This window comes from Rhizobium sp. BR 317 (assembly GCF_047445835.1).
Lineage (GTDB): Bacteria > Pseudomonadota > Alphaproteobacteria > Rhizobiales > Rhizobiaceae > Rhizobium > Rhizobium paranaense.
Map to the genome: position 1 here is coordinate 22,788 of NZ_JARWLB010000006.1, position 18,295 is coordinate 41,082.

The 18,295-nt window shown below is 61.5% G+C and carries 16 protein-coding genes and 1 pseudogene; 7 read left to right on the forward strand and 10 right to left on the reverse strand.

Going from position 1 to position 18,295, the window contains the following annotated elements:
- Positions 1 to 18: 18 nt before the first annotated feature.
- Both QD357_RS11335 and QD357_RS11340 read left to right on the forward strand, forming a co-directional pair.
- On the forward strand, positions 19 to 795 hold the full coding sequence (locus tag QD357_RS11335) for an SDR family oxidoreductase (RefSeq protein ID WP_107109377.1): 777 nt from the start codon (positions 19 to 21) through the stop codon (positions 793 to 795).
- 159 nt (positions 796 to 954) lie between these two features.
- Complete coding sequence (locus QD357_RS11340; RefSeq protein ID WP_107109376.1) at positions 955 to 2,541, forward strand: aldehyde dehydrogenase (NADP(+)); 1,587 nt, start codon at positions 955 to 957, stop codon at positions 2,539 to 2,541.
- Positions 2,542 to 2,750: 209 nt separating this feature from the next.
- On the opposite strand, the gene QD357_RS11345 is transcribed toward QD357_RS11340, so the two are convergent.
- The 4 genes from QD357_RS11345 to QD357_RS11360 form a co-directional block, all read right to left on the reverse strand.
- Entirely contained in the window at positions 2,751 to 3,656 is a 906-nt protein-coding gene (locus QD357_RS11345) for an AraC family transcriptional regulator (protein WP_107109375.1), read from the reverse strand.
- Between the two features lie 217 nt (positions 3,657 to 3,873).
- On the reverse strand, positions 3,874 to 5,103 hold the full coding sequence (locus QD357_RS11350) for an adenylate/guanylate cyclase domain-containing protein (RefSeq protein WP_107109374.1): 1,230 nt from the start codon (positions 5,101 to 5,103) through the stop codon (positions 3,874 to 3,876).
- 33 nt (positions 5,104 to 5,136) lie between these two features.
- Positions 5,137 to 6,753, reverse strand: coding sequence for a DHA2 family efflux MFS transporter permease subunit (locus QD357_RS11355; RefSeq protein ID WP_414124347.1), 1,617 nt, complete (start codon positions 6,751 to 6,753; stop codon positions 5,137 to 5,139).
- Between the two features lie 108 nt (positions 6,754 to 6,861).
- A complete protein-coding gene (locus QD357_RS11360) occupies positions 6,862 to 8,028 on the reverse strand; it encodes an HlyD family secretion protein (protein WP_107109372.1) in 1,167 nt (388 codons plus the stop codon).
- Between the two features lie 136 nt (positions 8,029 to 8,164).
- On the opposite strand from QD357_RS11360, the gene QD357_RS11365 reads away from it, so the two are divergent.
- Both QD357_RS11365 and QD357_RS11370 read left to right on the forward strand, forming a co-directional pair.
- Positions 8,165 to 9,067, forward strand: coding sequence for a LysR family transcriptional regulator (locus tag QD357_RS11365; protein WP_107109371.1), 903 nt, complete (start codon positions 8,165 to 8,167; stop codon positions 9,065 to 9,067).
- A 115-nt stretch (positions 9,068 to 9,182) separates the two neighbouring features.
- Positions 9,183 to 10,166, forward strand: coding sequence for a substrate-binding domain-containing protein (locus tag QD357_RS11370; RefSeq protein WP_107109484.1), 984 nt, complete (start codon positions 9,183 to 9,185; stop codon positions 10,164 to 10,166).
- A gap of 65 nt (positions 10,167 to 10,231) precedes the next feature.
- On the opposite strand, the gene QD357_RS11375 is transcribed toward QD357_RS11370, so the two are convergent.
- The 5 genes from QD357_RS11375 to QD357_RS11395 all read right to left on the reverse strand — a co-directional run bounded on the left by QD357_RS11375 (position 10,232) and on the right by QD357_RS11395 (position 15,380).
- On the reverse strand, positions 10,232 to 11,497 hold the full coding sequence (locus QD357_RS11375; RefSeq protein ID WP_107109370.1) for an ABC transporter substrate-binding protein: 1,266 nt from the start codon (positions 11,495 to 11,497) through the stop codon (positions 10,232 to 10,234).
- Positions 11,498 to 11,634: 137 nt separating this feature from the next.
- The gene (locus QD357_RS11380; protein ID WP_107109369.1) at positions 11,635 to 12,471 is read right to left on the reverse strand and encodes a carbohydrate ABC transporter permease; all 837 of its coding nucleotides are present in this window, start codon (positions 12,469 to 12,471) and stop codon (positions 11,635 to 11,637) included.
- Positions 12,468 to 13,391 carry a carbohydrate ABC transporter permease gene (locus tag QD357_RS11385; RefSeq protein WP_107109368.1) on the reverse strand — a complete coding sequence of 308 codons (924 nt, stop codon included), beginning with the start codon at positions 13,389 to 13,391 and terminating at the stop codon, positions 12,468 to 12,470. The genes QD357_RS11380 and QD357_RS11385 overlap by 4 nt, the downstream gene beginning before the upstream one ends.
- Positions 13,384 to 14,547 carry an ABC transporter ATP-binding protein gene (locus tag QD357_RS11390; RefSeq protein WP_107109367.1) on the reverse strand — a complete coding sequence of 388 codons (1,164 nt, stop codon included), beginning with the start codon at positions 14,545 to 14,547 and terminating at the stop codon, positions 13,384 to 13,386. Before QD357_RS11390 ends, QD357_RS11385 begins: the two co-directional genes overlap by 8 nt.
- Positions 14,544 to 15,380: a metallophosphoesterase family protein gene (locus QD357_RS11395; RefSeq protein WP_107109366.1), complete on the reverse strand. Its 837-nt coding sequence runs from the start codon at positions 15,378 to 15,380 to the stop codon at positions 14,544 to 14,546. The genes QD357_RS11390 and QD357_RS11395 overlap by 4 nt, the downstream gene beginning before the upstream one ends.
- Positions 15,381 to 15,616: 236 nt before the next feature.
- On the opposite strand from QD357_RS11395, the gene QD357_RS11400 reads away from it, so the two are divergent.
- Positions 15,617 to 15,826: a SlyX family protein gene (locus QD357_RS11400; protein WP_107109365.1), complete on the forward strand. Its 210-nt coding sequence runs from the start codon at positions 15,617 to 15,619 to the stop codon at positions 15,824 to 15,826.
- Positions 15,827 to 15,985: 159 nt separating this feature from the next.
- Positions 15,986 to 16,738, forward strand: coding sequence for a peptide-methionine (S)-S-oxide reductase MsrA (msrA, locus tag QD357_RS11405; RefSeq protein ID WP_107109364.1), 753 nt, complete (start codon positions 15,986 to 15,988; stop codon positions 16,736 to 16,738).
- Between the two features lie 7 nt (positions 16,739 to 16,745).
- Here the strand turns inward: msrA and QD357_RS11410 are convergent, their stop codons facing one another.
- Entirely contained in the window at positions 16,746 to 17,162 is a 417-nt protein-coding gene (locus QD357_RS11410) for an NUDIX hydrolase (RefSeq protein WP_107109363.1), read from the reverse strand.
- 154 nt (positions 17,163 to 17,316) lie between these two features.
- Between QD357_RS11410 and QD357_RS11415 the strand changes: the two are divergent.
- A pseudogene (locus QD357_RS11415) lies at positions 17,317 to 18,239 on the forward strand (bestrophin family protein).
- The last annotated feature ends 56 nt before the right edge of the window (positions 18,240 to 18,295 follow it).

The window sequence follows — 18,295 nt, forward strand, 5'->3', positions numbered from 1 at the left end:
TTCAAGAAAGGGACCCCCATGAGCAACCGCCTTTCGGGCAAGCGTATCCTGATCACCGGCGCGGCGCAGGGTATCGGCCTTGCGATTGCCAAGGCCTGTGCTGCGGAAGGTGCGGCCCTATTCCTGATCGATATGGACGACGCATTGTTGACGCGCGAGGCGGAAGCGTTGAAGGCGGCGGGTGCTGTGCTCGGCTATGCGGCGGCTGACATAACTGACGCCGCAAAGATCGAGGCTGTGGTGGCGCAGGCGGGCAGGGAGATTGGTCAACTCAATGCACTGATCAACAATGCCGGCGTGAATGTTTTCTCCGAACCGCTGGCGACGACCGATGAGGAGTGGCAGCGCTGTTTCGACATCAATCTCAAGGGGGCTTGGAATTGCTGCAAGGCAGTGCTGCCCGGCATCATTGCAGGGGGCGGTGGTGCGATCCTCAACATTGCCTCCACGCATGCTTTCACCATCATCCCGCAAACCTTTCCCTATCCGCTTGCCAAGCATGCCCTGCTCGGCATGACAAAATCGCTGGGGCTCGAATATGCGGCTAGGGGTGTCAGGGTGAACGCGCTGGCGCCGGGCTATGTCGCGACGCAGAAGGTCATCGACTATTGGAACAGCTTTCCCGACCCTGAAGCCGCCAGGGCGGAAACGATGCGGCTGCATCCGGGCGGACGCATCGCGACACCGGAGGAGATCGCGCTCGCCGCCGTTTTCATGATTTCCGACGAATGCCCCTTCATGAATGCCACCTGCCTGACCGTCGATGGCGGTTTAAGCGTGCAGCAGCATCCTTGATTTCGAAACGCTGCAGTGCATAAGGTCGCAGCCGCTTTATCTCCCCGGATAAGGCTTGATATTTAGATGACGGTTATCATCTTACATCTGTCATTTCATCTTGCTATCTGCTTCTGAGGGGCGCAACTCCCGGCGCCCTGGCATCATCAAGGAATACCCATGACACAGTCTTTTGTGATTAGCGGCGATCTGCTGATCGGCGCGGATTCGACCGGCGACAACAAATCCGTGCGCGCCATCAACCCGGCGACCGGCGCGAATCTGGAACCAGCCTTCGCAATCGCTAGCGAGGCGGAGGTCGCCCGCGCCTGCGAGCTGGCGGGCAAGGCGTTCGATATCTATCGCGCCACCAGCCCCGAGGCACGCGCGACGTTCCTGGAGACGATCGCGACCAATATCATGGAGATCGGCGATGCGCTGATCGAGCGCGCCACCGAAGAAACCGGCCTGCCGGTCGCTCGCCTTCAGGGCGAGCGCGCCCGTACCGTCGGTCAGCTCCGGCTGTTCGCGCAGGTGGTTCGTTCGGGCGAATGGCTCGACCTGCGTGTCGATCCGGCGTTGCCGGAGCGTAAGCCGCTGCCGCGTTCGGACCTGCGCCTGCGCCAGATCCCGCTCGGCCCTGTCGCCGTCTTCGGCGCCAGCAACTTCCCGCTCGCCTTCTCGGTTGCCGGTGGTGATACCGCTTCGGCGCTGGCCGCTGGCTGCCCTGTTGTCGTCAAGGGCCATCTTGCTCATCCGGGCACTGGCGAACTGGTCGGCCGCGCCATCCGCGCCGCCGTCGTTGCCTGCGGCCTGCCGGAAGGCACCTTCTCGCTCCTGACCGGCGCCAATGAGACCGGTGCCGCGCTGGTGCGCAATCCGCATATCAAGGCGGTTGGCTTCACCGGCTCGCGCGCTGGCGGTGTGGCGCTTGGTGCAATCGCCGCAGCCCGGCCGGAGCCTATCCCGGTCTATGCGGAAATGAGCAGCGTCAACCCTGTCTTCCTGTTCCCGGCAGCGCTTGCGGCTCGCGCGGAAGCGATCGGCACGGGCTTCATCGACTCCCTGACGCTCGGCGCGGGCCAGTTCTGCACCAATCCGGGCCTGCTTTTTGCGATCGAAAGCCCCGATCTCGACCGTTTTGTGCAGGCTGCCAGCGATGCCCTTACCGGCCGCGCGCCGGCACCGATGCTGACGCCGGGCATTCACGCTGCCTTCGACAAGGGCGTTGCCGCACTGGCAGAGCATGACGCGGTCAAGACCGTGGCTCACGGCGCACCGGCCGAAGGCGTCAATCGCAGCCCCGGCATTTTCTTCGAGACGGATGTCGAGCCTTTCTTGGCTGATGAGCGCCTGGGCCACGAAGTTTTCGGCGCGGCAAGCCTTCTGGTGCGGTGCAAGGACATCGAACAGATGATCGCGGTCGCGGAAAAGCTCGAGGGTCAGCTCACTGCGACGCTGCAGATCGAAGCGGATGACCATGCCGTTGCCGCCAAGCTGCTGCCGGTGCTGGAGCGCAAAGTCGGCCGCATTCTCGCCAATGGCTGGCCAACCGGCGTCGAAGTCAGCCATGCCATGGTGCATGGCGGCCCGTTCCCTGCGACATCGGACAGCCGCACGACCTCGGTCGGCACGCTCGCTATCCGCCGCTTCCTGCGCCCGGTATCCTACCAGGACCTGCCGGAGGGGCTGTTGCCGGTCGAGCTTCGCGATGACGGCGTCAAGTCGCTGCCGCATCTGCTGGATGGCGTGCGCGGCGGCAACTGAGGGCGCCATCTCGACCTACCCTCGCCCCATCGGGAGTCCGAAGGACGGTTGAGACCCATGGCTCAACCCCGTTATGGGTAGCGCGGGGTGAGCGGGCGTTAAAGGCAATCTGACAGATAATGGTGCGGCGCTTTTGCGCCGCGCCCTCATCCGCCATCCTGAGTCTGTCGAAGGACGGGCATCTTCTCCCCGAGGGGAGAAGGAGGCTCTCAAACAACCGTAATCGGTGCCATATCGAAAGTGGCCGATATCTGCGATTCCCGCCATCGCCCCGGCGTGAGGCCGACGGAATGCGAAAAGACGCGGGTCAGGTGGCTTTGATCCGAAAAACCGCACATCAGCGCGATTTCGGCAAGCGGCATTCCTGCCCGCATCAGCTCCTTGGCGCGATCGACGCGGCGTTGCATCACCCAGCGATGCGGCGGGATACCGGTGCTGCGCGCGAAGGCGCGGGCGAAATGGCTGGTGGAGAGGCCGCAGTCGCTGGCAAGCTGCGCCAGGGACACATCCTGATCCAATCGGGCATTGATCGTGTCGCGGGCGCGGCGCAACTGCCAAGGCGTCAGGCCGCCGACCACGGTGGATCGCGTCATCTGCATGCGGCCGTAGCGCTGGGCGATATGGGCATTGAAGGCCTTGCCGACATGATCGATGAACAATGCGCTGACGCGATCCGGTTGTTCGAGGGCCGGGGTCAGGCAGGAAAACAGGTTTTCGATGACGGTGTCGCCGCTGGCGATGCCGGGCGCGAGGGGAAGTTCGATGATACGCTCAGTGCCAAGCGTGTCGGCGATCTGGTCGAAGGTCCGGCGCGACAGATAGATATTGGTCGTTTCCTCGCGGCGCATCTTGCCCGGCGGGTCGAGGATGAGGCTGGCAAGCCCTATCGTGCCTTGCGGAAAGGGAATGACGGGAACGAAGTATTCGCCGAGCTTTATCCGGTCCAGCGCCGGCTCCTGACGCTGCAGGCCAAGCACGAAACCGGCTTCACCGGCACGGCCCCCAGCCGTCTCGGGACAGTCCAGGGCAATTCCGTTTTTGCATAGGACAGCTTCCAGCGCAGACGCTGGCGTGCTCAGCCTGAAATAGTCTTCCGACCCCGCACCATGATGCATTGTTGCTACGCCCCAGCCTCACAACAACCGGCCCCTTCTCAGACCGATGCCAGTGACGATTACCAATTTTCGGACCACTATCCTAGATAGAGTGGCGCGAAAGCAGCAAATTGAGTCCAGGTGTGATATAAATGTCCTATCGCTAATATGTCATCCGCGTCAGCAGTCTCACTGCCGCAATCGATGGGGATATCCTCGCTCTGAGGCAGGATAGACGTCATCGGATGGGTGGCACAAACAGCTCGATTTCTTCGTCAAATCCCTTGAGCGGTCGGCTGCCGATCGAGATGCTCGGTTGATAGCCGAGCTTCTTGGCAAAATCCTCTGACATCAGCAGCGGCTCGCCGCTATCGCTGCACACGCCCTGTATCCGGCTGACGAGATTGACGTCGGGGCCGATGACGGTGAAATCCAGGCGGCGGCCTGAGCCGATATTGCCGTAGCTGACTTCGCCATAGTGCAGGGCGATGCCGGCCTGCAGGCGGGCATCGGGGAAATGCAGCGTTTCGAGGCGGGCGAGGATGGTATTGGCGGCGGCGAGCGCGGCATCGCTGGAGCGGGTTGCATCGTAGCCGGGGAAAACCGCGAGAACGGCATCGCCCATGAATTTCAGGACTTCGCCGCCTTCGCGGGCGATTGCCGGCACGACAGCGTCGAAATAGACGTTCAGCAGCTCCAGCACCCGCTCGCCGGGCAGGCGGTTGGAAAGTTCGGTAAAGCCGCGGAGGTCGCAGAGCATGAGCGCGGCCTCCATGGTCTCGATCTCGCCCTTGCGGATATGGCCGGCGAGGATGCGCTGCGCCGTCATCGGACCGATGTAGATATCGAGCAGGCTGAGCTCGACCTGGCGCAGCGTCCGCAGTTCGCAGGCATTGCGCAGCGACGGCATGATGCGCTCGATCAGTTGCCGTTCCGATGCCGTGAAGCCGCCGGGACGTTTGGTGGCGAAAGAGGCAGCACTGACGGGACCGTCGGCATTGCAGAGCGGCACGATCATCAGTTCCACCAGACCACGGCCGGCAAATGTGTCGAGCTGTTCCCACCGGTCGCCATCGTCGCCCCGGCCAGCAATGACGATGTCGCGGGTGTTCATGGCCTTCCATAATGCGCTGTGCAGGAACGTCTCGGTAATGGCCCCATGCTCGCGGTCGCGGATCTGTACAGGCTCGTTCGGTGACCAGGCGATGGAGCGGCCGAGGATTTCCGGATGTAGGGTCATGAGATGCAAGCTCAGCCGGTCGAGGGGAAGGCCGAGGCTCCTTAGGCGACGACCGAGGCCGAAGGTCAGGCCGGCCTCATCCAGCGCGTGGGCCTCGTCGCCCGAGAGCCATTCGATGAGGGCGAGGATGGCGGCCGGGCTGATGGCGCCCCGCTCGGAGACAGGATTTTCGATATCGAGAAGATCAGACAATGAAGCTGCTGCCTGGCGGGTTTTGACGGTGGTCATGATCGTATCTCCTTGGGGGCGGGGGCGCGGCGCTTAGTGAGCGCCGCCGCCTTCGATATGGCCGGGTTTCTTGAGTAACAGGCTGGCGATAAGCGCGGCGACCAGCGCGATGCCGAGTAAGTAGAAGGTGTCGCTGTAGGCCATGATATTGGCCTGTTCCCGCAGGCGCAGCGCGACGGCGACGATGGCCTTGTGCTGGGCGGTCGCAACGTCCGAGACGCCCTGGTTCATGAAATAGGCAGTCAGTCGTGCGATGCGGGCGCGGGTGGCTTCGTCGAAGACCGTGACCGAGTCCGTCAGAATGTTCGAATGGAACTGTTCACGCTTCTGGGCGAAGGTCTGCAGCATGGCGATGCCGACCGCGCCGCCGAGATTGCGCATCATGTTGAAGAGCGACGAGGCGGAACCGGCATTTTCTTTTTCAATGCCCGAAGTAGCGATGGCCGACAGCGGGGTAAAGACGAGAGCTTGGCCGATGGCGCGGACGATGTTCGGCCAGAACAGTTGGTCACTGGCATAGTCGGCGGTCATGTAGATGTTCATGAAGTTCGAGGTAGCGAAGAGGGCGAAGCCGACGACGATCATGATGCGCAGGTCGATACGCTTCATGAGGCGCGGAACCAGCGGGATCAACAGGAGCTGCGGGATGCCGGTCCAGGCGAGCACCATGCCGATCTGCTCGGAATTATAGCCCTGAATGCGGGTCAGGTAGATCGGCAGGATGAAGACTGAGCCATAGAGCGCGATGCCGAGCAGGAAGTTGGCGACGATGCCGAAGCCGAAGTTGCGGCGCAACAGCAGGCGCAGGTTCAAGAGCGGATGGGAGGCGCGCAGCTCGATGATCAGGAAGAGGGTCAGCGAGACGGCGGCGATGACCGACAGGCGGACGATGAAGGGCGAGCCGAACCAATCGTCCTTGTTGCCTTCTTCCAAGACGGTCTGCAGCGCGGCGAGGCCGATCGCCATGGTGACGATGCCGGGCCAGTCGCCCTTGGCGAGTAGGCCAAGGTTCATCGGCGCGCGGTCGAGCGAAGCCCAGAGCATGCCKACCATGATCGCGCCGGGAACCAGGTTGACGTAGAAGATATATTCCCAACCCCAGTTCTCGGTGAGATAGCCACCGATCGTCGGGCCGATGGCCGGCGCGAAGGTGGCCGACAGCGCAAAGAGGGCAAGGCCGATGGGCTGCTTGGCCTTGGGCAGCAGCGTGATGATGATGGTAAAGGCCATCGGGATCAGCACGCCGCCGGAAAAGCCCTGAAAGGCGCGCAGGATGATCATCTGCTGGAGGTTGGCGGCGAAGGCGCAGGCGACCGAGAAGATGAGGAAGAGGATGGCGTTGACCAGGAGATAGGTGCGCACCGAGAACACGCGGACGAGCCAGCCGGTCAGAGGAATGACGACGATCTCGGCGATCAGGTAGGAGGTCGAAATCCAGCCGCCGTCATCCGTGCCGGCGCCGATCGCGCCCTGTATGTCGGCGAGCGAGGCGTTGACGATCTGGATATTCAGGACCGCCATGAAGGCGCCGAGGGTGGAGCCGATGACGGCGGTCCACATCTTCAATGGGCTCATGGTTGCCGCGCCACCGGCGGCGGGCACGGGTTTTGCGGAGGAATTGCTATTTGTGGCGATCTGAAGCGTAGCCATGACGTTTCTCCTCTGGCTCTCTGGGAGAGACAGTCTCACGGGGAGGTCCAAGTGATAATCGAGGAAGGAAGGGAAGGATCATCCAGTCTGGCTGGATAATCCCTCGTCTCAGTGTCCGCCTTGAACTGCGGCCTTGGTGTCGATCTCGGGTTCGACCGACATGCCGGAGCGGAGCAGGCCGGCAAGGCTTGCATCGTCGAGCGTGATCTTCACCGGGATGCGCTGGACGATCTTGGTGAAGTTGCCGGTGGCGTTGTCCGGAGGCAGCAGAGAGAATTCCAGGCCGCTTGCCGGCGATACACTGTCCACACGGCCTTTGATGGCGGCATCAGGGAAGCTGTCGACCTTGATTTCGACCGGCTGGCCGGGGCGGACATAGGTCAACTGCGTTTCCTTGAAGTTGGCGACGACATAGACCGCGTTGAGCGGAACGACGGCCATCAACTGCGTACCTGCCGTGACGAACTGGCCGATCCGCAGCGTGCGGGCGCCGACTGTGCCGCCTACGGGGGCGACGATTTCGGTATAGGAAAGATTGAGCTCGGCCTGATGGGCGGCGGCGGCGCTGCGGTCGCGCTGGGCAACGGCCTGGTCATGCTGGGTTTGAAGGACCGCGATCTTCTTCTGTTCGGCAACGAGAGCGGCTTGATCGCGCTGGAGATTGGCTGCGGCTTGATCACGGGCAGACTGGCTCTGCTCGGCGCGCTGCGTTGTGCCCGCGCCGTTGCGGATAAGGTTCTGCGAGCGTTGGGCATCGGCCTCGGCGAAGGTCAATGACGCCTGCGAGGCGACGATGGTGGCCTTGGCCTGGTCGATGACGGATTGCTGCAGGGCGATCTGCGCATCGAGATTGGTAACGGCCGCCCCGGCTGCCTTGACGTCGGCCTGGGCCTGGGTCAGCGCTGAGCGATAGTCGCGGTCGTCGACATGGGCGAGCACCTGGCCGGCCTTGACGTGATCGTTGTCGTTGACCAGCACCTCGGCGATGTAGCCGGAAATCTTCGGAGCAATGGTGGTGTAGTCAGCCTTCACATAGGCATCGTCGGTCGATTCGATGAAGCGGCCGGTCGTCCAGTAATGATAGCCATAGTTGCCGGCGAAGGCGGCGCCGGCCAGCAATGCGACGGCAATGATGGAGCGCTTGACGATTTTGCTGCCCGACTTGTTCTTCGGGGTTTCGGCGGCGGGGGTTCCAGTAACCGGAGCCTCGGCGACGGCGGGGGTTTTGACATCTGCTTCCAGAACGAACTGTTCCTTGCGCGGCAACTCAACCATTGTCTCTCTCCATGGTCTCGACCTCTGGGCGGAGGCCGGTGTTTCGTTGCCTGGAGAATGCTCCCTGACGCGTCGCGTGATAATGTGCTTAAATCGGGAAGGATCATCAACTCAGAGCGGATAATCGAGGGTCAATATGGACAGGCTGACGAGCCTCCAGGTGTTTGGGCGCGTGGTGGAATGCGGCGGGTTTTCGGCAGCGGCCCGGCGTCTCAACATGTCGGTCACCATGGTCGGCAACCATATACAATCATTGGAGGATCGCCTCGGCGTGCGACTGCTGAACCGCACCACGCGCAAGGTCAGCCTCACCGAAACCGGCAAGCTCTATTACGAGCGTTCCAGCCAGATTCTCGCCGATCTGGAGGAAGCCGACAGCGCCGCGGGCGCTGCGACCTCGACGCCGCGCGGCACACTGAAATTCTACACCAGCACGCATATCACCCGCTTCCTGTCGCCCGTCATCAGCGAGTATCTGAGCCTCTATCCTTCCGTGACGGTCGATTTGAGCATCGGCGAACGGATGATCGACCTGATCGAAGAAGGCTATGATCTCGCCATCCGCACGACGATGCCGCCCGATTCCAGCTTGGTAGCACGGCGATTGACGCCCTGGCGGCATGTACTCGTCTGCTCGCCGGACTATCTCCGGACGCATCCCGCCGTGACGGAGCCTGCCGATCTCGCGAGCCACAATTGCCTGCGTTACTCCTATTACCCCTATGGCGACGACTGGCGTTTTTTCACCGAGACCGAGAAACAGATTGATGTGAAGGTCGGCGGCAATATCGTCACGACGAGTGCCGAGACCTTGCGCTATATGGCGCAGAACGGGCAGGGTGTCTTCCTGGCGCCCAGCTTTCTCATCATGGACGATCTGGCCTCCGGCGCGTTGGTGCGGATGCTGCCGGACTACAAGCCGGCGGAATTCTCGATCAACGCCATCTATCCCAACCGCACCTATCTGCCGACGAAAACCCGGATCTTCATCGATCTCGTCGCGGAGCGTTTTGCGGAACATCGGAAATGGATGAGCTGAGAGGGACAAAAATCCTTCAAATAACTGTCACGGACCTCGGATAAATAGCCGGCCACTCCAGTAGCTCGATATTATCTCGTTGCTGCCGGACCTGAAGCCGGAGGTGCATGAGATCATGTCGACGCTCCAGCAGGTCGCCTTTCGTGCCGGCTGCTCGGTTGCGACGGCCAGCCGGGTGCTGAATCGCAACGGCCCGGTCAGCGACGAAATGGTGCGCCGCGTGCGTCGCGCCGCAGCCGAGATCGGCTATCGGGCGGGCAGCCGCAGCGGTAACGGCCGGCCGGCCATTGGCGTGCTCATTCCCAGCATCACCAATCCTGTTTTTGCGGCATCGCTTTCGAGCATCCAGAACAGGGCGTTGCATGCCGGGCATAGCGTACTGATCGCACAATCGAATTATGATCCGGCCCAAGAGGCCGATGCCGTCGCCTCGCTTCTCCAGCAGCAGCCGACCGGACTGATCCTCACGCTCTGCGATCCCGAACGCAGCCTGGTTTTGCCGTCTGCCCTGCCGCCGACCGTATTGCTCGGCAATCTGCCGACCGCTCGCTTCACCGCAGCCGTCGCGACCGACAATTTCGGTGCGGGCCGGGATTTGACGGGTCATCTCCTGCACAAGGGGCATCGCCGCATCCTGTTCATCTCCGGCCATTTTGCGGCATCGGATCGGGCGAAACTGCGCTATCTCGGCTATGTCAAAGCGATGGAAGCGGCGGGACAGCAGCCTCTCGATGCCCTTGAGATTTCCTTCGTGAGCAGCCTGGAACAGCTCGATCTTTCGGATGCGGTTTCGAGGCTAAGCCCGACGGCGATCATTGCTTCCAACGATCTTCTCGCGCTCGGTGTCATGGGTGCGCTTCGGCGCCAGGGGCTATCGATCCCGCGCGATATTTCCGTCGCGGGCTTCGACGGGCTTTCCCTCGGCCTGTTGGCGGAAGTTTCGTTGACGACGGTGGAAATACCGGACGGGACTATCGGGGCCGCGGCTGCCTCGCTGCTGCTCGACATGGCGGAAAATGCCGCCCCGCCGCGTCATCTGACCGTGCCCTATCGGCTGCGCTCGGGTGGAACAGTACGCAATCTCACCATTCCGTGTTGATGCATCGCCGCAATTGAAAACGCCGCCTCTCCGAGGAGAAGCGGCGCGGATTTTGCGATCAGATATCAGCTACGCGGCAACATGCCTTCGACATCGGAAGCAGCGTCATCAAGTGCTTCCTTCGGCTTGGCCGAGCCGTCGACGATGCGCGATAGGTTGTCGACGATGGTCTGCGTGACCTTGACTCCGTTGGCGCCCGGGAAGGCGTACCAGGGGATCATGACCGACATCTGGCTGAGGCCTGCCTGGAACAGTGGGTTCTTCTTGTAGAAGTCGCCGAGATATTCAGGAGATTTGGCGGCGAGTTCGTTGTTCGGAACATAGCCGGTGCCGGGAACGACGACCGAGGCGCCATAGGGGCCGGCGGCGAACTTGGCGAACTTCCAGGCAGCTTCTTCCTTGACCGGGTCATGGGTCAGGATGACGACGGCGTTGCCGCCGGTCGGCAGGCGGCCGTTGACCGGGTCGATCAGCGGGATCTTGGCGGTGCGCAGGTCGAACTTGGCGCCGACATTCTTGATGGTGTTGACGAGTGCACCGGTGGTCTGGAATTCGAAGCCGACCTTGCCGGCAGCGAAGGCTTGCTCGCCGGCAGGCTTGGTGAAGACCGGCATGCCGCCTTCCTTGACGAAGCGCTCGATCAGATCGACGGCCTTCTGTCCCTCAGGACCGTTGAAGGCAACTTTCGTCTCGTCGTCGCTCAGCATCTTGCCGCCGGCGCCGAAGAGGAGAGCGGAGAACATCCAGTCGTCGCCCTGCCAGCGGAAGTCCATGCCGTCGACGCCGTTGCCGAGCGCCTTGATTTTGCCGGCGAGCGCGATGACTTCATCCCAGGTCTTCGGCGGGTTGTCCGGATTGCCACCGGCAGCCTTCACCAGGTCGGCATTGTAATACATGATCGGGTTCGACGTCGCGAAGGCGAGGCCGACCTGCTTGCCCTTGACCTGGGCGAGCTTCAGGATCGTGTCCGAGAAGCCCTGGTCGGCCATGTTGCCCTCTTTTTTGACGAGGGGGCCGAGATCGACGGCGACATTGCGCTCGTCCATCATGCGCAGGCGGTTGAGGCCGATGAAGGTGACATCGGGCATTTCGCTCGTGCCGGCCTGGCGCAGGATGGTCTGGATGCCTTCCTCATAGGTGGCCGAAGGAGCGGCGAACTGGATCTTGATGTCGGGGTTTTCTTCCATGAACTTCTTCGAGATCGTGTCCATCACGTTCTTGAAGAAGCCGGGCATGGGATAGTGAACAGTCAGGGTCGTTTCGGCGTAGGCCGGGACCGTCACGACCATCGAAATGGCCGCGGCGGCGAGAATCTGGGTGATATGCTTCATCGCTCGTTCTCCTGTCGAGCATGATGCCGAAAAATGCATGCGGTTTTCGGACGACATCATGCTCTACTTCTTTGATTCTAGAGCGGATTCAGATTTTAGATCGATACGATCTAAAATCATCCGCTCTAGGGAACCAGTCAGCCTTTGAGACCGGTCATGGTGATGCCCTCGACGAAACGCTTCTGTGCGAGAAGGAACGCCGCGACGAGGGGAAGGGTGATGATCAGGGTTGCCGCCATGAGGGCGCCGTAGTCGTCGCCGGCTTCGGCGGCGCGGAAATACATGAGGCCCAGCGGCGGGGTGGCGTAGTCCTGCTTGCTGATGACAATCAGCGGCCAGTAGAGGTCGTTCCAATGCGCGACGACCGAGAAGATCGCGAAGGCCGTAACTGCGGGCCAGGCATTCGGCACGATCACACGAGCGACGATGCCGAGTTCCGACATGCCGTCGAGGCGGGCAGCGTGGATCAGATCGTCGGGCATGGCGCGGAAGAACTGCAGGAACATGAAGATCGCGAAGACCGAGATCGAGAAGGGCGCGACGAGGGCCGTATAGCTGTTCAGCAGCGATAGGCTGTTGAAGCCGACATAGAGCGGCAGAGCCGTTGCATGGATCGGAATCAGCAGACCGAGCATGACCAGCACCATCATCATGCGTGCGGCTGGAAATTTCAGCTTCGCCATAGCGTAGGCGCAAGGGATGGCGATCAGCACTTGGAAGAAGAAGATCAGGCCGCAGACGAGGACGCCGTTGAGCAGCAGCGTGCCCATCGGCACCTTGCTCAACGCATGGGTGATGTTCTCGATGTAGAAGAAATGCGTCGGGATCAGCTTCAGGGCGGAGGTGAAGATATCGTCCTGCGCCTTGCCGGCGGTCGAGATCATAAAGATGTAGGGCGCCAGGAAGACGAGCGAGCCCAAGATCAGCGCTGAGAGGCGCAGGATGCGGCCGGGAGTGAAGCCTGTCGAGGTCATGTGTAATGCACCTGCCGGTCTTGAACGCGATATTGCAGGAAGGTCAGCACCACTAGGATGGCGAGAAACACGGTCGTCATCGCCGAGGCGTAGCCGACCCGGAGATAGACGAAGCCTTCCTGGTAGATGGTGAAGAGCAGCACTTCCGAGGCATGGTTCGGGCCGCCGTCGGTCAGCGTCTTGACGGTATCGAAGACCTTGACGGCGTTGATGATGCTGATCGTGGTGACGAAGAGCGTCGTCGGTCCGAGCATCGGCCAGGTGACCAGCCAGAAGCGGTCGAGCGCCGATTTCGCACCATCCACTTCGGCGGCGGCGTAGAGTTCGCGCGGGATGGCGGTGAGGCCGGCGAGGAACAGCACCATGTTGAAGCCGACCGACTGCCAGACGCCGATGATCGACAGGCTGTAGAGCGCGGTCGCCGAGGAGCCGAGCCAGTTCGGGCCGCGTACACCAATCTCGGCCAGAAGCGCGTTGATCGGGCCGATGGTCGGATGGAAGAGATATTGCCAGACGGTCGCCATGGCGACGATCAACGAGGCGACGGGCAGGAAGTAGGCCGTGCGGAAGAAGCTGCGGCCGATGCCTTCACTCTCGATCAGCAGCGCCACGCCGAGGCCGAGTACGATCGAGACGGGCGCGACGATGGCGGTATAGACCGTCGTGTTCCACAGGGATTTCTGGAACGTCCGGTCCCGAAGCAGGTGTGCGAAATTCTCGAAGGCGACGAAGCGGAAGCTTTTGTCGCCGAGCTGGAAATCGGTGAAGCCGAGGAAGACGACGGCGACGATCGGCAGCAAAATGAAAATCACGATCAGGACGATGGCGGGCAGCGCCAGCAGCAGGGCCGTGCGGGCTTCGCTGCGCTCGCGCGCCGCCACCGACTGCATCGGCATCGACGTGGCGGCCATGCTAGCCATGGGCTTTCTCCCTGGCGGCATCGGCCGCAACAGGCACGGCGCGCAGACGGCGGCCATCTTCGGCAAAGACCATGGCCTGTTCCGGCGCCAGCGTCAGGGCGACGGGCATGCCCGCGGATAGGCCATTCGCATCGGCGGGGGTGAGCTTGGCGATCATGCTTTCGCCGATGCCATCGAGCCGGGCGTGCAGGATGACTTCGGAGCCGAGGAATTCCATCCGTTCGATATGGGCGGCGAGTGCATCCTGGCGACTGTCGGCCAAGCGGACGAATTCCGGACGGATGCCGAGCGTGACCGCAGTGCCTGCAAAGCTGGTTTCTGCGAGCGCCAGCCTGATGCCGCCGAAGGCGACGATGCCGTTTTCGGCCAGGGCCGGCAGGAGGTTGATACGCGGCTGGCCGACGAAGCGGGCGACTTCGATATGGGCCGGATCGTCATAGATCGTCTGCGGAGAGGCGAGCTGCAGCAACTGCCCACCGATCATGACGGCGACGCGATCGGCCATGGAAAGCGCTTCGGCCTGATCATGGGTGACGTAAACGGTGGGAACGCCGGCGCGGCGATGCAGGTCGACGATCTCGCCGCGGGCATGGACGCGCAAATTGGCATCGAGATTGGAGAGCGGCTCGTCCATCAAGAAGACGCTCGGCTGGCGCACCATGGCGCGAGCGAGCGCCACGCGCTGACGCTGGCCGCCGGACATCTGGCCGGGCTTGCGGTCGAGCAGATGGTCGATCTTCAGCGAAACCGCCATCTCGCGGACATCGCGGATGATGCCGGAGCGGATGTTCTTTTGACCCGGCAGCAGGGCGCCGATGAAGGGCAGGCGCTGTACGCGCGTCAGGCGGCGCATGGCGAGCGGCACGGCGATGTTTTCCGACGCCGTCAGATGCGGATAGAGCGCGTAGGACTGGAAGACCATGGCGATGTTGCGGTCGGCCGCAGCAACGCCGGAGACGTCGCTGCCGCCAAGGATGATTTCACCGCTGTCGGCGTGATCGAGCCCCGCGAGAATGCGCAGCAGCGTGCTCTTACCGCAGCCGGACGGCCCAACGAGGGCAATGAACTCGCCCTGCTCGACCTCGAGGCTGACGCCCTTGAGGATGGCGTTGCCGCCGAAGGACTTGGCGATGCCGCGAAGCGAAAGCGCGCTCATTCGGTCGGCTCCTTCTGTGCCTTGGGTGCGGCCTGCGGATAGACTTCCATGACAACGTCATCGAGGAAGTAAGCCGTCATGCCGGGCACGGCGACGAGCTCGGTCGATACGGTCTCGCCAAGCTCATGGATAGCGGCGCCGATCAGCCGTTCGCCGGGCATTTCACGTTCCATCTTGTCGAGGATGAAGGCGCCGGGCGGTGCCCATACCAGCTTCGTGTCGTTGAAGCCGCCTTCCCAGGTCCAATGCAAATGGCCGCTGCCGAACAGGGCCACGTCATGGGCCGCGATTAGATCATAGAGCCGGCCGCGCTGCACCGGGCGCACGCTCCAGTAGCCGGTATCGCCCTCATCCGGCGCATCGACGAAGAGCGGCTTGTGGGCGAAAAGGGCAACGCGGCGGTCGCCACGGCTTTCGAGCATATCCTGCAGCCAATCGAACTGCTTCTGTTCCTCGGCATCCTCGAAGCCCATCAGCAGGCTGTTGAGGCCGATCAGCCGCCAATTGTCGACGTCCTTCGCCCAATAGTCGGGACCGACGAGACGACGCCAGCGTTCCAGCCGCTCCGGATTGACGGGCTGATACGAGCCGGGCAGGTGGCCGACATCGTGGTTTCCGGGCACGATGAGCATCGGCGCGGAGACCTGCCGCATCATGTCCATGGAAAAGAGGAGATCTTCGTCCTTGTCGGCGCCGTCGACGCTGAGATCGCCGGTGTGAACGACGAGATCGGCGCCAGTCGCCTCGATCCATTTCGCCAGCGGCTCCCAGTTGCCGTTGAAATGCGGCTTGTTGGGGCTCAAATGCGTGTCGGTGATCTGGATGATCTTCAAGGCGCGTCTCCGAGGTCTTCAGAAAGGGTGCGCCTGCAAAGGGATTGCCTTCAAACTGGCGCGTCTCTGCGCTCTCTTTAGAAGGCCCTGATGTCAGTTAGGTAACGGGTCTTTTCATATGTTTTTCAGTTTTGTCACATCACCGTCAAATGGCGCCGGCGCCCGTCATATGCTTGATTGAGTCACTATACGTCTGCTGTCGGGGTGCTATAGATCGCTGCCGAAGGGAAACAGAGATGTCAGACGAACAAAGTCGTATCACCGCACTCGAAGAATTGGTGGCCTATCAGGCAAAGACGATCGAGGAACTGTCCGATCAGGTGGCGGAGCAGTGGAAAGTGATCGAGCAGACGCGGCAGAAGCTCGACCGGCTGACCGAACGCTTCCTGACGCTGGAAGAACAGAGCCTGGACGCTCCGGCCATCACGAAGCCGCCGCATTACTGAGCGGCTTTGTCGGCGCAATCAGATCGACGGCCCGCGCTTCCGGCTGTGGCGTACCATCACGTTTCGGTGTTTCACGCGCCCGTGTGTAACAAAATGCCCGGTCCTCCCGTATCCCCTGGTGACGAGAGATTTTATAATCTCCGCTGAAAGGAGATCATCATGAACCGTGCATCGAAAGATACGATCCGCAAACGCCTGCCGCGTCTTGCCCGTCCAGCGGCTTTCGCAGCCGGTGCAATCTTGCTTGCCGGCGTGGCGTTCCAGTTCGTTACCAGCGCCTCGGCCGAAGACGCGCGTGTCATTCCGGCGCCGACGGTCGATGAAAAGCCGGGTTCCGGCGGTACGGAGACCACCGTGCTCGCTGGCGGTTGCTTCTGGGGCGTGCAGGGCGTGTTCCAGCATGTCAACGGCGTCATCAGTGCCACGTCGGGCTATACCGGCGGCAACAAGGATGCGGCGCATTATGAGATGGTGAGCACCGGCGATACCGGCCATGCCGAATCCGTGCGCATCGTTTTCGATCCGCACAAGATCAGCTACGGGCATCTGTTGCAAATCTACTTCTCGGTCGCCCATGATCCGACGGAGCTCAACTATCAGGGGCCGGACAGCGGCACGCAATATCGCTCGGCAATCTTCCCGACCAATGCCGAACAGGCCAATGTCGCCAAGGCCTATATCGACCAGCTCAATCACGCCAAGGTTTTCGACGCGGCTGTCGTCACCAAGATCGAGCCGGCACGGCAATTCTATGCTGCCGAGGACTATCATCAGGACTTCCTGACGACACATCCCAATTATCCCTACATCGTCATCAACGATCTGCCGAAGATCAAAAACCTGCAGCGCATTTTCCCGAAAGACTATCGCGCCGATCCAGTTTTGGTCGAAGCGAATGCCTCGGCGAATTGACTGAGTTCTATTTCACGCCGGCGGCGAGCTGCTGCCGGTGAGTGGGCAGGATCTGGTGTTCCGTCAGGGGTGCTAAAGGGATATCGCCGGGATTGGTCGGAGATATCCACCGTATTTCTTCGATCTCGGCGGCGGGCTGAATGACATCGTCGCCGATATCGAGGCGGAACACCTCGGCAATCACTTGATGATCCGGCTCGTTGGCGGCCTCGGCTTCGAAACGGCCGATAGGACTTAACTGTGTCTCGGCAAAGCGCAGGCCGATTTCCTCACTCAGTTCGCGGATCAGTGCGGCCGCGGCGGTTTCTCCGGCTTCGATCTTGCCGCCCGGCTGCATGAAGGCTGACGTTCCCCGCTTGCGGACCAGTAAGGTGTCGCCGTTGCCCCGCAGGATCAAGGCGGCTGCAATACGGATGCTCTTCATCAAGTCGTCCTCTGTCGTTTCCGTGCCCCCTCGTCGATATATCCAACTATGATGGCTGGTGACAGTCGCTACCAATTGCGGAAGAGTGGATTGTTTCCTGCTTGTCTGATGTATTGCTCGGCAAATCAAATCCTAGCCGAGAGTTCTTGCCACAATGATCGTCCGAGACAGGCCGAGTCTTTTTCAGCTTTTTTCATCGTCCGCGGTTCGGTCATTCGCCGGATACTGCCGCAGATCGTGGTGATTTTCCTGTTGTCGGCGTTGATCGTCTGGGGGCATGAAGAGCGTCCGAATGTAATCCTCTCGTTCAATGGATCGCCTTTTGCCCTGCTCGGCATCGCGCTTTCGATCTTCCTCGGCTTTCGCAACAATGCCTGCTACGACCGCTGGTGGGAGGGCCGGCGCGTTTGGGGTCAGCTCGTTTATGTTGCCCGCGGTTTTGCGCGGCAGACGCTCATTCTGGAATCGGCGGGAGAGAATGGTCGCCAGGCGCGCAGGAATTTGTTGCGGCTGACGATGGCTTTCACGCAGGCGCTGGTCTGCCATTTGCGGCCCGGCGGCAACGAGAACAAAGTGTTGAACCACCTGTCGCCCAGCGAAGCCGATTTCTATCATATGGCTCAAAATCGGCCCGATCTCTTGCTGCGCCTCATGTCGACGGACCTTGCACGACTCAAGGCTGCGGGTGACATTTCGGACATCCAATATCAGATGCTCGATGCCAGCGTCGGTCAGATGGGAGTGGTGCAGGCGGCTTGTGAGCGCATCCGCAACACGCCGCTTCCCTTCGGCTATACGCTGCTCTTGCACCGCACGGCCTATCTCTTTTGCTTCCTGCTGCCCTTCGGTTTCGTAGACACGCTCGGCTGGGGTTCACCCTTCGTGGCCGCTTTGGTGGCCTATACCTTCTTCGGTCTGGATGCCCTCGGTGATGAGCTTGAAGATCCTTTCAGCAATCGCCCGAATGCGCTGGCGATCGGCGCGCTGGCCGATACGGTCGAAATCAACCTTCGCGAAGCGCTCGGCGAAGCCGATCTTCCTCCAATGCCGCAGCCGAAGGATTTCGTGCTGATGTAGCGTTCAAAAAATATTTGCCGGGCGATGGAATAGGATCGGCTCGGCTTCCGTATATT

Excerpts from the sequence above, each read along its gene's own strand:
- msrA (WP_107109364.1), top strand. The coding sequence starts at position 15,986 with ATGAACCGTGCATCGAAAGATACGATCCGCAAACGCCTGCCGCGTCTT.
- QD357_RS11400 (WP_107109365.1), top strand. The coding sequence starts at position 15,617 with ATGTCAGACGAACAAAGTCGTATCACCGCACTCGAAGAATTGGTGGCC.
- QD357_RS11390 (WP_107109367.1), bottom strand. The coding sequence starts at position 14,547 with ATGAGCGCGCTTTCGCTTCGCGGCATCGCCAAGTCCTTCGGCGGCAAC.
- QD357_RS11350 (WP_107109374.1), bottom strand. The coding sequence starts at position 5,103 with ATGACCACCGTCAAAACCCGCCAGGCAGCAGCTTCATTGTCTGATCTT.
- QD357_RS11340 (WP_107109376.1), top strand. The coding sequence starts at position 955 with ATGACACAGTCTTTTGTGATTAGCGGCGATCTGCTGATCGGCGCGGAT.
- QD357_RS11375 (WP_107109370.1), bottom strand. The coding sequence starts at position 11,497 with ATGAAGCATATCACCCAGATTCTCGCCGCCGCGGCCATTTCGATGGTC.
- QD357_RS11360 (WP_107109372.1), bottom strand. The coding sequence starts at position 8,028 with ATGGTTGAGTTGCCGCGCAAGGAACAGTTCGTTCTGGAAGCAGATGTC.
- QD357_RS11370 (WP_107109484.1), top strand. The coding sequence starts at position 9,183 with ATGTCGACGCTCCAGCAGGTCGCCTTTCGTGCCGGCTGCTCGGTTGCG.
- QD357_RS11380 (WP_107109369.1), bottom strand. The coding sequence starts at position 12,471 with ATGACCTCGACAGGCTTCACTCCCGGCCGCATCCTGCGCCTCTCAGCG.
- QD357_RS11345 (WP_107109375.1), bottom strand. The coding sequence starts at position 3,656 with ATGCATCATGGTGCGGGGTCGGAAGACTATTTCAGGCTGAGCACGCCA.
- QD357_RS11365 (WP_107109371.1), top strand. The coding sequence starts at position 8,165 with ATGGACAGGCTGACGAGCCTCCAGGTGTTTGGGCGCGTGGTGGAATGC.
- QD357_RS11335 (WP_107109377.1), top strand. The coding sequence starts at position 19 with ATGAGCAACCGCCTTTCGGGCAAGCGTATCCTGATCACCGGCGCGGCG.
- QD357_RS11385 (WP_107109368.1), bottom strand. The coding sequence starts at position 13,391 with ATGGCTAGCATGGCCGCCACGTCGATGCCGATGCAGTCGGTGGCGGCG.
- QD357_RS11410 (WP_107109363.1), bottom strand. The coding sequence starts at position 17,162 with ATGAAGAGCATCCGTATTGCAGCCGCCTTGATCCTGCGGGGCAACGGC.